7 protein-coding genes are annotated in these 15644 nt (G+C 60.3%); 4 read left to right on the top strand and 3 right to left on the bottom strand.

Annotated features, from left to right (window positions below; all coding sequences use genetic code 11):
- Nucleotides 1–341: 341 nt before the first annotated feature.
- Nucleotides 342–1145 (bottom strand): alpha/beta hydrolase, encoded by an 804-nt coding sequence (locus LAP85_27770; protein ID MBZ5500211.1) that lies wholly within the window; start codon nt 1143–1145, stop codon nt 342–344.
- Nucleotides 1146–1792: 647 nt separating this feature from the next.
- Here LAP85_27770 and LAP85_27765 point away from each other — a divergent pair.
- Both LAP85_27765 and LAP85_27760 read left to right on the top strand, forming a co-directional pair.
- Entirely contained in the window at nt 1793–4210 is a 2418-nt protein-coding gene (locus LAP85_27765; protein ID MBZ5500210.1) for an ABC transporter permease, read from the top strand.
- Nucleotides 4211–4648: 438 nt separating this feature from the next.
- The gene (locus LAP85_27760; GenBank protein MBZ5500209.1) at nt 4649–7081 is read left to right on the top strand and encodes a CehA/McbA family metallohydrolase; all 2433 of its coding nucleotides are present in this window, start codon (nt 4649–4651) and stop codon (nt 7079–7081) included.
- A 173-nt stretch (nt 7082–7254) separates the two neighbouring features.
- Here the strand turns inward: LAP85_27760 and LAP85_27755 are convergent, their stop codons facing one another.
- Nucleotides 7255–9984, bottom strand: coding sequence for a serine/threonine-protein kinase (locus LAP85_27755; GenBank protein MBZ5500208.1), 2730 nt, complete (start codon nt 9982–9984; stop codon nt 7255–7257).
- 547 nt (nt 9985–10531) lie between these two features.
- Between LAP85_27755 and LAP85_27750 the strand changes: the two genes are divergently transcribed.
- Entirely contained in the window at nt 10532–11344 is an 813-nt protein-coding gene (locus tag LAP85_27750) for a prolyl oligopeptidase family serine peptidase (protein MBZ5500207.1), read from the top strand.
- 249 nt (nt 11345–11593) lie between these two features.
- On the opposite strand, the gene LAP85_27745 is transcribed toward LAP85_27750, so the two are convergent.
- Nucleotides 11594–12496, bottom strand: a complete 903-nt coding sequence (locus tag LAP85_27745; protein ID MBZ5500206.1) for an NmrA family NAD(P)-binding protein — start codon at nt 12494–12496, stop codon at nt 11594–11596.
- A 358-nt stretch (nt 12497–12854) separates the two neighbouring features.
- On the opposite strand from LAP85_27745, the gene LAP85_27740 reads away from it, so the two are divergent.
- Nucleotides 12855–15626: a protein kinase gene (locus LAP85_27740; GenBank protein MBZ5500205.1), complete on the top strand. Its 2772-nt coding sequence runs from the start codon at nt 12855–12857 to the stop codon at nt 15624–15626.
- The last annotated feature ends 18 nt before the right edge of the window (nt 15627–15644 follow it).

Raw genomic sequence — 15644 nt, 5'->3', positions numbered from 1 at the left:
CTTCGCAGCATCAGGCATGGTGACTCATCGTCACCATGGCAGCCGAATCATTCAGTTGCGGAACATACGATCTGCGAAAAACGAGGGTGGGTCATTTTTGGAGAGCAGCAGCGGGTCACTTATCCCGAGCGCCGAAGCGAACTACCCGTTCAACTGGGTGAATGTTCTTTACCATTTTTCCCTCCCTGAGTTGTCAGGCCCATGTGCACGCACATCAATCAACCGCTCCCACCTCTGAGAATCTGGCACGAGAACGAGATATTCATGTTTGCCTCGAGCGGAGGCCGGTGGCTCGCGCTCTCGCGCATCTTGTTGCCGCCCGATCTAATAGGAGACCAGGATCAAGCCAGTTCCTTCTGAATGGCTTCGTAAAACCTGCCTCTCGCCTGCCGTTCAAACCAGGGCGTATGCCCACAGTTCCTCAATAGAACAAAGCGAAAGTCCTTCAGCAGCGCCGACAGCGGCTTCTGGACGCCTTCTGCTGGATGCGGATCATAATCGCCATGAAAGGCCACGACGGGACACTGGATGTGCCGGCCGAGTTTCATCAGCGTGCCGTTTCTGCGCCACTCCGCCGCAGTTGCCCACACACTTTGAAAGACATCGCCTTGTGGATTGATCATATCAGGTGCTTCGGATGCGGTCACGATTCGATCATAAGTGTCGGTCATTGAAGCCAAGATGCCAAGCCGAGCCAGTAAGGCATCCTTATCCTGGGCGACCGGCTCACTTAAAGCTTTGCTTATGGCTTGCCACTCCTCCTGTTCCTTCGCGTTGAGTCGTTTCAGTCGGGTCGCTTCGAGTTGTGCCACATACCGTTCGTCAAAGGGGCCACTGGCGACCAGGAGAAGTTTTCGGACGAGTGCGGGATGCAGAGCCGCCACGATGTAGCTGAGCCAGGCGCCCCACGAGAAACCGATCAACACAACAGGCGGCGCAGTGTTCGACTCCAGAGTCACTCGCAACTCATCGACCTGGCCCGCCAAGGAAGTTGCGGTTTGGAGGGGCTCCAAGATGCCCTGGTTGCGTGCCAACTCCCGCGCGACCGGAGCCATTTCACCAGCCGCTCCCGGACCGCCATGGACGACAGCAATGGTATATGGCGCCGATCCGTAAGTTCGATGGTTTTCCACGATCCTACTCATCCAGGTCGCGCGCCCGCGAGCTCCCAATCCAGGCCCGCAAGAATGCACGCGGTCTCGACGTGAGCGTCTTTTCCCGACAAGGCTCTGCTTGTCGCCTGGTGAAACACGTTGCGATCGTTGACCAGGGGGCACCCTCCCTTGCTCTATCTGTCTTCAATCACGATTGCGAATGCCTGACTGCCGGCATCAGCTGCGGCGCGCTTTTTGCGCCCACGGCTGGATGCCGTCGTCAGCCTGTGGCGTATAGTCGGAATAAGCTGCGGTATTTCATTGCAGCCTGCCCCTGATGCCTGCCAGCTTCCGAGTTGTAGGTATCATGTTAACTGTGCCCGCCTGCTACGGGGACCCCATGACGGCGACAACTCTGGATTTTACATCGCAATGGTGTTGCCGGCCTGGAATTTGTACAGACTTCCGCTGTCCGGCGCGACCTGTCGGTGCCGCCAACTAGGAAAAACACTTCGCGATCCGGTGCCGCGCCTCGCGCCAGATTCCCTCAGGATTCTGCATCCGGAGCCAGCGCGGCCGGCAAGACCCGGAGCGCGTTGGGCTGACTCGGACACACTGCCGCCAACAGGGAACCGATGTCCGGGGATTTCCGTATATACCTGTAACATGGCCCCGCGTGTGATGTGCCGGAGGGGACTATGACCAGTTGGATTCACGAGATTCGTTGTGCCGTCCGCACCTTGGTGAAACAGCCAGGGTTCACGCTGGTCGCGGTGGTTACGCTGGCGCTCGGCATCGGCGCCAACGTGGCGATCTTCGCCGTCGTGAACGGCATGCTGCTGCAGCCGCTGCCGTACGGCAACCAGGCGCGGGTGCAAAGTCTCATGGAGCGGAGCCCGATGTCTCCGGACGGCATTCCGTTGTCGCTCGCCGACTACCTCGACTGGCGCGAGCGCCAGCAGGTGTTCGCGTCGATGGCGGTTTTCCAGGAGAGCGCCTTCACGCTGACCGGCGTGGACGAGCCCGAGCGGATCAACGGAACCGTTACCTCCACCGAGCTGCTCTCGGTGCTTGGTGTGACGCCCATCAGCGGCCGCGGATTCAGGGCGGACGACGGCCGGCCCGGCGCCGAGAAGGTTGTCCTTATCGGATATGGCCTCTGGCAGGGACGGTTCGGGGGAGAACCCATCGTCGGCCGGACGATTGAACTGGACCGTGAGCCCCACACGGTGATCGGCGTGATGGCGAACAGCTTCGGCTTTCCCGAGTTCGCTCATCTCTGGGTGCCCCTGAGGATCGACCCTGCCGCCGCTGCTGGAGCACGGGGCAACCACGAGTACGAGGCGATCGCTCTGCTCAAGCCCGGCGTCAGCGAGGAGAAGGCCCGGGCGAACCTGGCCACGATCGCCCGGCAGCTCGAGCAGGCCTACCCGAAGACGAACACCGATATCGGCGTTTACACCGAGCCTCTGCGCGAGCGATCGCTGCCGGGCGAACTGCGGCTCGGGTTCGTTGTCTTCATGGTGGTGGTGGCCTTCGTGCTGCTCATCGCGTGCGCGAACATCGCCAACCTGCTGCTCGGCCGGGCCGTGACGCGCGACCGCGAGATGGCGGTCCGGGTGGCCCTCGGCTCGAGCCGGTGGCACATCCTGCGGTTGCTGATGGCTGAGAGCCTGCTCATTGCCGCGGCCGGCAGCCTCCTCGGACTGCTGCTGGGGCAAGTGGCGCGCGACGCCCTGGTCGCGTCCGTGCCGATCGAGATTCCGATCTGGATGCGATTCGATATCGACGCCGCGGTCGCGGCCTTCGTCGCCGCTCTGGCCGTCGTGACCGGCGTGACTTTCGGCCTGCTGCCGTCGCTGCGCGCGTCGCGCCAGGATATCATTGCAGCGCTGAAGGAGTCGGGCACCCGTTCGGCGACGGGAGGGGCTGGGCAGTTCCGGACCGCGCTGGTCGTGGCCGAGATCGCGATCGCCGTGGTGGTGCTCGTGAGCGGCGGCCTGGTCATTCGGGGCTTCGTGCGGCTCATGAACATCGACCCGGGGTTCCATACCTCGAACCTCCTCACGCTGCGCGTCGTCCTGCCGGAGGTGGCCTACGACACCGAGGATCGCCGCCGCGCCTTCGTCGACGAGGGGCTGCCGCGCATCCGCGCGCTGGCCGGCGTGGAACGGGCGGCCATCGTGTCACCGCTCCCGCTGGGCGGAGGCCTCTCATCGTACTCCATCTCGGTCGAAGGTGCACCGCCGCCGCTACTGGGCGAAGAGCCGGAGGCCAGCTTGTTCGTGACCAGTGCCGGCTACTTCGAGACGCTGGGCATTCCACTCAAAAGGGGGCGGACCTTCGGCGAGCGCGACGGGCGGCCCGGATCCAGCCCGGTTGTAATCGTCAACGAGACGCTGGCGGCGCGCCACTGGCCGGGACAGGACCCGACCGGCAAGCGGCTCAAGTTGGGCGGCTCTTCCTCGAAGCGACCGTGGATGACGGTCGTCGGCGTGGTGGGCGACGTACGCCAGCGGACCCTTGACACGCCGATTAGAGCGGGGATGTATGTGCCGCACGCCCAGATGCCGGCCAGGGGATTCACGGTGGTGGCCCGAACGGCCGCGGCGCCGCTGGCGCTGGTGGATCCCGTGCGCCGTACGATCCATGACCTGGATCGAAACTTGCCGATCTCGAGCGTGTACGCCATGGACCGCGTCGTGGTCCGGTCGTTGTGGCAGCCGCGCCTGTTCTCGTGGATTTTCGGGGTCTTTGGTGGGGTGGCGCTCGCCCTCGCCGTGGTCGGCGTGTACGGCGTCGTGTCGTACTCGGTGGCGCAACGCACTCGGGAGATAGGTATCCGGGTGGCGCTCGGCGCCGGGCGCGGGCAGATCCGGGCCATGGTGCTGCGGCAGGGCATGCGTGCCACGGCCTTCGGCATCGGGATCGGGTTGGCCGCCGCCGTGGCCGTCACACGGCTGATGGGCGCCCTCCTGTACGGCGTGAGCCCGACGGATCCGGCGACGTTAGGGCTCGTGACGCTAGTGCTGGCTGGGACGGCGCTGGTCGCATGCCTCGTGCCCGCCCGGCGGGCGACGAAAGTCGATCCGCTCGTCGCGCTCAGATCCGAGTAGGTTTATCGGGATAAACCGGCGAGAAGATCCGAGAGGCTTGAGTGGGTTTATGTGTCCGCCGACCATTTCGCGCCCATGAACTTGAAGCCTCTGAGCCGCCGACTCTGAACACAAACCCACCAAACGTGTCCGTCCCTGATTGCCTTTTTCGGAGCGGGAAATTTAAGGCACCGGGTCCGCCCCGACTTTCGTTTACTTCATTGTGGCGCAAGACGTGCCAATCGACCGGCGTTACATGAGGTGTCGCTTTGGAATGACGAAGGTGGAGCTATGGCGCATTACCGGGTAGCAGCGATTTTCACAGTGCCCGAAGTGCCGTCTGGACCAGGCGATCAGGGATCGCAAGCGCCGGCGAAGATCGATCACGTCCCTGTTTCCCTTGTCCTGCGCTCGCCTTTTGGATAGGCTAGGGCTAAACCAGACAGGAGGATTGCCCTCATGAAGCGCAGCGCCCTGATTCTGCCTCTGATTCTCGCGTTCGTCGTCCCGTCTCGGGATGCCGCCGTCACGGTAAGAATCCTTCAGAACCCATCCGAGCTTCCAGGACCCCTCGCGACTTATGCCAAGAAAGGGGACTATATCGCCCAGGACGAGAAATTACTCGCGCTCGTCGGTGGCACCTCTCGCCTGCTCCTCTCGCCATCGAACTCTACTCTGGCAGATGCCATGGGCTGCCTCCTTGCTCTGGTCCCGGAAGGAAGAGCGACGCGAGCCCTCGTCGAGATCGGAGTCCCGGCGCTCCGCATCCAGGGCAATAACCAGACTGTAATATACAAGTCGGTCCGGCAGGAGGGGGATAGCCTGATCGCCCAGGCGACCTGGAATGGTCCAGAAAAAGGCCTGTTGGATATCGAGACCCGCTACGATTTCGTCTTCGCTGACGGGCGGGTCGTGCTCACCTCGGATATCCGCAACAACGGTTCGGCTGACATCACCGGGATCAGCTACGGATTGAGTGCCAACGCCTTGCAGAGCTACAGTTTCAGTCCGTTTCAAGCCAGATCCTATCCGGAGCTGAACTTTCGGGTCTATCAGAGGCCGGACCATGTCTTGGGCTGGTTTAATCCCAATCCACTCGAAACCCGCGACGCGCCACTCCCCGGACGCATGCGCCCCGGGGGATCCTATCGGGTTACTTATACTCTCCTGGCCGGCGCCGATATCCCTTCGATACTGGACAAGCTTTACGCCCTCGCGGGGGTTCAGCCCGAGCGGACTATGCTTGAATTCAGGGGTTTCAACGGACCGGCGGAAGTCATCGTCCAGGAGGTCGCAACCGGCGTGACGTTTTTCCGCGCATTCATGGACAAGGCTGCGTCGCTGGCCTTCCCGCTGCCGAAGGGAACGTACCGGGTCAGGACGAACCTGTTTCCTGCCGTCCGCGAGCAGCTATTTACCGTCGCCGGAAAAGCCGCTACGCCGTGGGTTGTTCCGGCCCCGACTTTCGGAAAGGCTCACGTGACCCTCAAGAACGGCCGCGGCGAGTATGTCCCGGGCAAAGTCTCGTTTATTGGAATCAATCCCTCGCTATCCCCCTACCTAGAGCCGGAGAATCCGATCGTTACCGGCCGGGGCTGGGAGTCCTCCAAAGACTCAGTCTATCCGCCCAAAGACGGGCTGGACGTCACGCTCCCGGCCGGAACCTATCTGGCAACTGCTTCGCGTGGTCCGGAGTACACGCGCGAGGCGCGGGTCATCGAAGTGCTGGAAACCCGCCTGGAGAGCCTGGACTTCATCATTGACAAGGTCGTCGATACGCTCGGCCTGATCTCACTCGACCCGCATATGCACACCCAGAATTCCGATGGTGCCGTGCTCATCCCGGAGCGGGTCCGGAGCGTGCTTGTCGAAGGGATCGAGGTCCTCGTCTCCACTGATCACAACTACATCACCGATTACAGGGCCGACCTGGACCGGCTCGGCTTGTCGAACCTGATGGCCGTGATCGTCGGAGAGGAGGTGACGGCGCGGGGCGGCAGCATCCATTACAATTCCTACCCGGTCGTGCCGCGGCCAAACGAACCCAACAACGGGGCGATCGGAGTCGAGGACGACACACCGAGGATCCTCTTCAACAAGAGCCGCACGAGAGATCCCGGCGCCCTCATTCAGGTCAATCACCCGCGTTCACGCGGCCTGGGATACTTCCTGACCTACGAACTCGACCCCGTTAAGGCTGCGGCAGCGAAGGCGCCCTTCAACCTGGACTTTGACGCCATGGAGGTCATGAACGGCGCCGGCCTGGTTGAAGCCAACCGCCAGTCGATCGAGGACTGGTTCCACCTTCTCAACCGCGGCTATGCCATCCGCGCCGTCGGTTCGTCGGACGCCCATGGCATCGATGGTGGCGAGCCGGGATATTCCCGCACCTATGTCCTGTACAACGGTCCCAAGGGCAAAGGCCTCGATGTGAACGCCCTCCTTCGGGCCGTCAAAGAAGGCCGCAGTTTCGTCAGCAACGGACCCATTGTTTCCGTGAAGGTTGGTAAGGCCACCTTCGGCGATTTGGTGAAGGCTGTGAATGGCCGCGTTGACTTGGCTGTCAAGGTCACGGGTGCGCCCTGGCTGGACGTTTCGGAAGTCAGGGTCATCGTCAATGGAGAGCGGAAGACCGTCCTGCCGGTGAAGTCGCCGGGCCTCGGTACCATCAAACTCGATCAGAAGATCACGCTCGATCTTCCGCGCGATGCCTGGATCGCCGTCGAAGTGATCGGGTCAAAGTCGCTCTTCCCCATCGTTCAACAACGCTCGAACAGCGGCAAACCGGAAAACGCCGTCCTCCCTTATGCCCTGACAAACCCGATCCTGGTGGACGTCGACGGCAACGGCCGCTTCGACCCCGTCTGGCCGGAGACGGTTCAGATCAAATAGCGCATGGGGGCCAGGGCTCGAAAACAGGATTTGTGCCTCCGCCGGCACCATGGTCTTTCAAGCACGAACCTGAGAACTCGGAAGCCGGCCAGCACTAAAGGAGGTTTTCGTTAATTACCGCAGCCCGTTATAACCGCTGGCCGCAATCGTGGAGGCCGGGCAATCTTCCAGCATCATCTCTGGAGCAGATTTGCCGACCAGATGTTGCCGGTCACCTGAATCATGAGCATGACCAGCCTATCTCGAGCAACTGAGATGGTTCTATAGCGCGATGGCCCATATACGCCATAGCGGGCGCGGTTTTCGTGATAGATCTCGATAGCGTTGCCGAGCGGCCGCATGGTTTCACCGTGGAGGCGTTGCGCCCAGACGCAGGGACGGCCGTCACGTCCAGAGATGAAGTACAGCAAGCTTCCGTCCGCTGACCAGCGCGGCGAAGCCAGAACATTGTCCTCGTCGTCCGCGATCAGAATCCAATCCCGCATTGGCGCCGCGGATGCCCGCACAGGCGCGACATAGATCGCATTGCCCCCGGACGGCTTCCCCATCACCACGGCAACCCAACGGCCATCAGGAGAAAGATCGGCATCGAGGATTGTTCCGTTGTTTGCGCCTAAAATGTTAGATCGCTCCCCCGAGACCGTGTTCTGGCGGACGATCTCATCACCATACTGAACGAGCACTTCGTTCGGATTGGAGAAGAACGATCGAATCATACACCCTTCGCAAACCTCGTGGGCCGGCGTGCTCTTCCCGTCATACAAGAAAGAATGGTATTTCCCATCAATGAAGTCCCGAAAGGCGAGCACCGAACCATTCGCATTCAGCCTCGGCTGCATGTCGATCAGGGTACCCCTCCCGGGGACGCTGGACTCGGGACCGCCCGCCATGTCCCTCAAACGAATCTCGATTCGCGACTGCGGCAGGACTGTAGCTACGCAATAGGCAAGCCTGGATCCATCCCTGGAAATGCATAGATCTACTTTGGAGATTTCCTCGGGGGTAAGGAGGCGCGGTTCTCCTGACAGGGTCCCCTTGCCCGGATCGAGCGGTAAGTTCCATATCTCCGCAACTCCCTTCATATTGCTTATCAACATGCTGCCATCGTGAGCAGGTGTGGAGGTAAAATTCATGCCAGCGCCTGAAGTGAGCCTGCGGGATGCCCCGGAGATCTTCCAGTCTCCAGGTTTGATGAGAGCGGCGAACAGGTTGCAGCCCTCCGCGTGGGAAGCGCCCTCTGAGTAGATCACAAGGTTGCCAAACCAGCCGGCAGGATATATCCAGGTCTGCGCGTTCGCCGGCCTCAGGCTTTGGACCGCGCCGGTCCGGACTGCAGCTCCACTGTCAACGGGCGCCACCCACCAATCAGCAGAAGAAGGATCGTGCCTGCGAAGGCCATAGAAGAGCACATGTTTCCCATCAGGAGACCAAACCGCCAAGGGGCGGGCACCATACGCCGGAAACACTCCGAACTCCGGTTGGAACGGTTTGGGAATCCCGCCCTGAGCAGGTATCAGATACATCTTGTTCAGAGAGGCATCGCCGGACGGGGGCATCACCGTATAAATGATCTGTGAACCATCCGGCGAGTATCCTGGAAACCAGCCGCCGTCTGCGATCTTCTGCTCCTCGCCTCCAAACGTGTTGGTGCGATAGATTCCACCCCCGTTGCGCATCGAGCGAAAAACAACCTGAGTGCCATCGGGTGAGAGACAGGGCTGCAGATCGTCCGCCTTATCGTATGTGAGCCGGATCTCCTGGCGTCCGCCGAGCTGTCGGACGTAAATGTCAAGATTGCCCGGATCGTTGCGGTCTGATTCGTATGCGGCCAGCTTGCCGTCCGGCGAAATGGAGCGTGCAGAAGTGACCCCTGAATCGTAGCTGAATCTTGTCAGCCGCAGCTCGCTCGGGGGCTCGTGGAAGAAGCGCCACAACATTGCTGCGGCCACAACAACTAGAACGCTAACTGCTGCGAGCAGCCACCGGAGAGGGAAGGAGCGACGCGGTGCCACGGGCATGGTCGCCGAGAGCCTGCCGGAGTCCGATTCCTCCTTAAGATCGCGGAGCACTTCTTTCAGGTCGGACATGTTCTGCCAGCGGCGTTGCGGGTCCTTACGCAGGCAGCGCGCGAGGACGCGCTCTACCTCGGGCGGTGTGTCTGCAACAATTTCCCTCACCGGCTGCGGCTCTTTCTGAAGAATCGAGGCGAGAGTCATTGCCTTCGATTCCCCTTGAAATGCGCGCCGGCCAGTCAGCATCTCGTAAAGCACTGAGCCGAACGAAAAAATGTCAGAGCGGGCATCCACCGTCTTGCCTTGTGCTTGCTCAGGAGACATGTAGGCTACAGTGCCGACAATCACGCCCTTTTCTGTATGGAGCTCTTCGCCGGCAGCCGCGGTCTCGGTCGCGGCCGACGGGCCGGCCTCCTCTCTCTCCATCAGCTTGGCAAGACCGAAATCGAGAATCTTGACGCCGCCGTCTTCGTTCACCATGATGTTTGCCGGTTTCAGATCCCGGTGCACGATGCCTGCCGCATGGGCTTTGGCCAGCCCATCGGCGATCTGGACGGCATAGCCAAGCGCCTCATTGATACCCAACCCTTTGCTGCCAACGAACCGGTCCAGCGTCTTGCCCTGAACATACTCCATAGCAATGAATTCGATGCCGTCGGCTTCGGCAATGTCGTAAACGTGAATGATGTTGGGATGATTCAGGGCCGAAGCGGCCCTGGCCTCCTGCACGAAGCGCCGCTTGCGCTCGGCATCGGCGACCCTCTCAGGTGGTAGAACCTTTAATGCGACGAAGCGGTCGAGGTGGGTATCGCGAGCCTTGTAGACGACTCCCATTCCGCCCGCGCCAAGCTTCTCAACGACTCGATAATGGCCGAGCACTTTGCCGATCATGGAGAATCCCTCCACGGGCAATTTGCAGCCTGCAATCAGAACGACCTTAATTTGCTGTGATTATATTCTGCTGGCGCAACCCTGGATAGCTGAATCCACAATACTTGACTGGATATCAGGTACTTGCAGACTGGCACGTTCCCCAGACGACATTCTGGGACACGTGACGGCGGTTGCGGTGAGCCGGCGGTAATTTCCCACATCGCGAATTATAGGGAGCGAACCTTACCCCGTTAGACGAATGTAACCAATGGGCCCTGCAGTAATCAAAAGGAAAGATGAGGCGCACGGATCAGGCCGGGAATCACTTGTTCCGCAATCTTTGGGGATGTAAGATCCGGCCAGAGGAGCTTACTGCCGGATTCAGGCATGGGATGCAGATCCGTTGATTGGGAGGATGCATACTCATGAAACACAGAGGGACTTTCTTGGTATTTGCGCTTTTTCTATTGAGCGCTCCAGTGATCTTGAACGCCACTGAACAGAAGGAGTAAAGAAGAAGTAAAGACCCGATCAAACTCGGGCTACGCTGCAGGGAGGACAAACCGTGGAGAAGAAGAATCCAGTATTCGAGGAAATGATCCCGATGAGGATCGTATTCAGCGTACCCGGGATGGACGGTGTGAGCGTTCAGCGCAACTTGGAGTACAAGTCCGCCGATGGTCAGCCGCTCCACATGGACATCTACACCACTTCTGGGACGCCGAGACCGAGTCCGGCAGTGATCCTAATCCATGGGGGCCCGATCCCCAGGATCGGCGCCAAGAATATGGGGGTGTTCGTATCATATGGCGAGCTGCTTGCCGCGTCGGGATTCGTGGCTGTCGCCTTCAACCACCGCTTCCTGACGCCAGCTCGACTCACCGAGGCGGCGGGAGACGTCGCGGACCTGGTGGCTCACGTCCGTGAGAACGCCGTCTCGTTGGGTGTAGACCCGGAACGCTTGGCGCTCTGGGCGTTCTCCGGCGGCGGATCGTTCCTGGCGGCTCCGCTGCGAGAGCGGCCGACCTGGCTGCGCGCCGTAGTCGCCTATTACGCTGCCCTGGACCTGCAGCCGCCGCCGGAAGCCGAAAGCAGGATCAGCCCAGAGCTGCGCCAGACCTTCTCAGCAATCCGCAGCCTGGGTGAGGACGCACGAAGCGCGCCGCCCATCCTCGTTGCACGGGCAGGCCTGGACAATCCCTGGTTGAACGCGGCAATCGACCGCTTCGTCGAGACCGCGATAGCCAAGGGCGCGACTCTCGACCTACTGACCCATCCAAAGGGCCGTCACGGTTTCGACATCCTGGACGACGACGCCCGCTCGAAGCAGATTATCGATCACACGCTCAGGTTTCTCAAAAACTATCTCGCTCTTTGAATCGTCCGGAAGGCCCGTTCCTGCGGAGAGGAACCGGCGACGGGCGAATCGTACATCGGCCAGGTTGCCCAGGTACGGGCTTCGCGGTAGTAAAGCATTTCAACAACTCAGCCACGCCGCGAATGGCCTGCTCGAGCGGGACGAGGTGTGAGGGGTTATTGTTGCGAACGGGACTTCGCGAGAGTGTGAGCCCGATACGCGCTGGCACCACTGTTCGGCTCGGACCTCCTGGAAAGCCGCAGATCGTGGCTAGCTATCTTGACGCTCCGAGAGCACATCCCGTGCAGTCGTCCAACGAATACCAGGATAGCGATCAATGTCGAGCGGCTTTAGCTTCGCCCGGCCGTCGAACATGTTACGCATGTACTGCATGCCCTGCCATGCCGGGTAAAGTTCCTTCTCTCCGGGAGCGACTGCGCGCGCGACCTTGATAAGCGTGCCGAGCATTCCCAGACCTCCGGCGCGGAACAGGCGGAACTCCTCTCCGGTCACCTCACTTACGACCGCCGTCAGTTCCCGGGCGCTGAGTTGATCGCCAGCAATTCGTAGAAAGCGAGGAGTGGAAGGATCAAGAGCCGCGTGCGCCGTGAATGCGGCCGTGTTGTCCATCGTCGTGAAGTCCATGCGCTGGTCCGCGTCGCCCCAATAGAGGACTCGCTTCAGTTTGAAGAGAATGAGCGGCATCTGACCGGTCAGCATATCGGCAAACGCACCGTTAAAGATCGTGGTCGCTGAAATCGAAGTTCTATCGAGGCGTTTGTGGAAATCTCGGCGCAGATCGAGATTGCGATTCTCTCCGGGTGGAAACTTGGTGAAATCGATCGAGTAGTCGGACGGAATGAAACGTGGCACGCCAGCCTTGATCGCGGCGTCGAGCAGAACCGTTTGCGTTTCCACGATCACATCCCGCAATCCCTGCAGCGCCGACACCAAGCAGGACGCACACGAACATGCCAGTGTCACTTGGGAAGCGCTGCTCAAGTCGACACTGGCAATCGTTACGCCGAGCTCCTGCAGTCGCTCAAGCTTGTCTCGCGCAGTGCCGTGGCGAACAAGCGCTCTTACGCTGGTTCCCCGTTCGCGCAAAGCTCTGGCGATGCGTCCGCCGAGATTACCGGTAGCTCCCGCCACGACGATGCTCGAGTCATTCATGACTCCGATATTAGAGAAATGACAGCGTCGATGTAAAGTGGGTGCAGGTTCGAGTGGGGGTCGACCGAAGGCTTTTTCGGTCGATGAGGCCAACGGACGACTGGCACCCTTGCAGGGCTGTCGGAACAAACCGGTTCCCAAGCCCGTTTATGGTCAATGGGCAAATTCCCGAGTAACCGCGATTCCGACAAGTGCTGTCGATTCAGCTATCAGGGGCCACGCCAGCCGATCTATAATCAGTCAAAATTCATGTTTTTGTGATTGCTGTGGGCGAATTGCCGTTGCGGAGGTTTCCATTCCCGAGATCGGCCAGACCATTTCGCACTATACGATTATTGAAAAGCTCGGCGCAGGTGGCATGGGGGAAGTTTACAAGGCGCGCGATAGACGTCTGGATCGCACTGTGGTGCTCAAGGTCCTCAAGACTGCAGCCTCTTCTTCCGCGGATCTCCGGCTGCGCTTCGAGCGCGAGGCGCGCGCGATTGCGGCGCTCAGCCATCCCCACATTTGCATCCTCCACGACATCGGGTCGCAAGAAGGCATCGATTTCCTGGTTATGGAGTACCTGGACGGGCAGACGCTGGCTGAACGCCTTGCGGGGGGGCCACTTCAGATCGATCAGGCGCTTCAGTTCGGCATCCAGATCGCGGATGCACTGGCGGTCGCTCACAAACAGGGGATCATCCACCGCGACCTTAAGCCGGGAAATGTGATGTTGACGAAAACGGGCGCGAAGCTCCTCGACTTCGGCCTCGCTAAGCTGAAGAATCAAGGGCCGACAGGCGGCGAGCTTCAATCTTCACTGCCAACACAGGCTGCCGCCACAGTGACCCAGAAAGGCACAATTCTTGGAACGCTCGCCTACATGGCTCCCGAACAACTCGAAGGCAAAGATTCGGATGCCCGGAGCGACCTCTTCGCGTTTGGGGCGGTGTTGTACGAGATGCTAACAGGAGCGCTGGCGTTCGAGGGAACCAGCCAGGCCAGCATAATCACAGCAATCATGTCGTCTGAGCCGCCGCCCGTGTCGTCACGCCAGCCGTTGACGCCGCCCGCCCTGGACCGACTGGTGCAGCGTTGCCTGGCGAAGAATCCGGATGACCGCTGGGATTCCGCACATGACGTGGCCGACGAGCTCAGGTGGATCACCGACGCCGGAACTTTACCAAGGACGGCACGCGCGGGTCTGCCGGACCGAGATCGGACACGAGGTCGGATTTTCCGTAAGGTAGCGATTGGAGCTATGGTTGCCACTGCAATCCTGGCAGCGACGCTAGGGATCTGGTACATCCACCAACGCCAGATCACCCCAAGCCGCCCGGTCAGTGCCGTGTCGGTACTTGTGGCGGACTTTGTGAACCGGACTGGTGACGCCGTCTTTGATGGTACCCTGGCTCCAGCGTTCAGCGTGGCCATCGAAGGAGCGTCTTTTGTCACGTGCTATAGCCAGGCGTCCGCCAGGAGACTGGCGCTGCAAATGAAGCCGGACATGACTGTGCTTGATGAGTCGCTGGCTAGGCTGGTGGCTGTCCGTGAGGGGATCAACATCGTCACCACGGGAATGGTGGCGAAGTCAGGCGGCTATGAGATTTCGATCAAGGCCATCGATGGGATGACCGGTAAAGCCATGTTTGTCGATGCGATCAGGGCATCCAACAAGGACATGGTTCTGGCTTCCGTTGTGAAGCTTGCAGCAAGACTCCGTCGCGCGCTTGGCGAAGCGACACCGGAATCGACAGAACTGGCACGTGCCGAGACATTCACTGCGAACTCCTTGGAAGCCGCGCACGATTATTCCATGGCCCAGGAGCTACAGTGGTCGGGCCAATATGATGAAGCGATTCAATGGTACCAGAAGGCGCTGGCACTCGACCGGGACCTGGGTCGCGCCTATGTGGGACTCGCGGCGATCGCGGCGAACTTATCCCACAGGGAGGAAGCAGAGAACTACCTCAAACAGGCCATGGCACGCATTGCCAGGATGAGCGAGCGGGAGAAGTACCGCACACGAGGAATCTACTACCTGGTGACGCGACAGCCTGATCAAGCGGTCGAGGAATTCGGTAACTTAACGAAGTCCTACCCTGCCGACAACGTCGGCCTGAGCAACCTCGCAATTGCCTACTTGTACAAACGTGACATGGCACGAGCGCTCGAGTCGGGCCGCCGCGCCGTCGAGATCTTCCCAAAGCACGTTCTCTCCCGTGCCAACCTAGCCCTATATGCCATGTATGCCTCAGACTTCGACACCGCAGTCAACGAGTCTGCGCGTGTCCTCACGATGAATCCCAAGTATAAGGCGGCCCATGTGTGCCTGGGTCTCTCCTACCTTGCGCTCGGGCAACCCGAGCAAGCGGAGGCCATTTGGGCTAAGTTGGCGGAGCTTGGCCCCGACGCCGCATCGACGGCTGCGCTTGGCAGGGCTGATCTTGCGATCTATCAGGGGAGAACGGCGGACGCCAAGTCGATTCTCACGAAATCGATTGACGTTGATATGGGCAGAAAGGAAACCGAGGATGCGGCACACAAAATGGCCGTGCTGGCGACGGTTCATCTCCTCGAAGGATCGCGTGGTCAGGCACTAATGATGGCCAGGCAGGCGTTGGCGACGAGCAGAGTTGACACCATCATGTTCAGCGCTGCCATTGTGCACGCCACTGCAAGAGACGAGAATGCAGCTTTGACTATAGCCGATGATCTCGACCGTCGTTATGGGCCAGAGCCGCAGATGCTGGCAAGGTTGGTTCGCGGTGAAGTAGCGCTCGCGCGACGCGATGCACGTGCAGCCCTGGCACAGTTCACGGACGCTCAGCGATTCGCTGACTCCTGGCTCGGCCGAAATGGCTTGGGGCGTGCGTACCTGGAGATGGGGGCATTCCCAGAGGCACAGAACGAGCTTGAGCACTGCCTCACACGCCGTGGAGAGGCATGTGCGGTATTCCTCGACGAGATTCCCACTTATCGAATTCTGCCGCCGATCTATCTGCTGCTCGGCCGGGCGGAGGATGGACTAGCCTCGATTTCCACGGTACTGGAAATGACTAACGCGTCCAGCCGCATTGCCCTGAAATCGGGCAGCCGGGCCGTTTTGAGCCTCGAATCGTTAGCGATATCGAATACTTATCTGTAACGATAGTGCATACCATAG

This window comes from Terriglobia bacterium, assembly GCA_020072565.1.
GTDB lineage: Bacteria > Acidobacteriota > UBA6911 > UBA6911 > UBA6911 > JAFNAG01.
The sequence above is the reverse complement of the archived record's forward strand: the minus strand, read 5'-3'. Positions and strand labels throughout refer to the sequence as shown.

What these genes read in the sequence shown, in the direction of transcription:
- LAP85_27760 (MBZ5500209.1), top strand. Translation starts at nt 4,649, where the DNA reads ATGAAGCGCAGCGCCCTGATTCTGCCTCTGATTCTCGCGTTCGTCGTC.
- LAP85_27755 (MBZ5500208.1), bottom strand. Translation starts at nt 9,984, where the DNA reads ATGATCGGCAAAGTGCTCGGCCATTATCGAGTCGTTGAGAAGCTTGGC.
- LAP85_27770 (MBZ5500211.1), bottom strand. Translation starts at nt 1,145, where the DNA reads ATGAGTAGGATCGTGGAAAACCATCGAACTTACGGATCGGCGCCATAT.
- LAP85_27745 (MBZ5500206.1), bottom strand. Translation starts at nt 12,496, where the DNA reads ATGAATGACTCGAGCATCGTCGTGGCGGGAGCTACCGGTAATCTCGGC.
- LAP85_27740 (MBZ5500205.1), top strand. Translation starts at nt 12,855, where the DNA reads ATGGGGGAAGTTTACAAGGCGCGCGATAGACGTCTGGATCGCACTGTG.
- LAP85_27765 (MBZ5500210.1), top strand. Translation starts at nt 1,793, where the DNA reads ATGACCAGTTGGATTCACGAGATTCGTTGTGCCGTCCGCACCTTGGTG.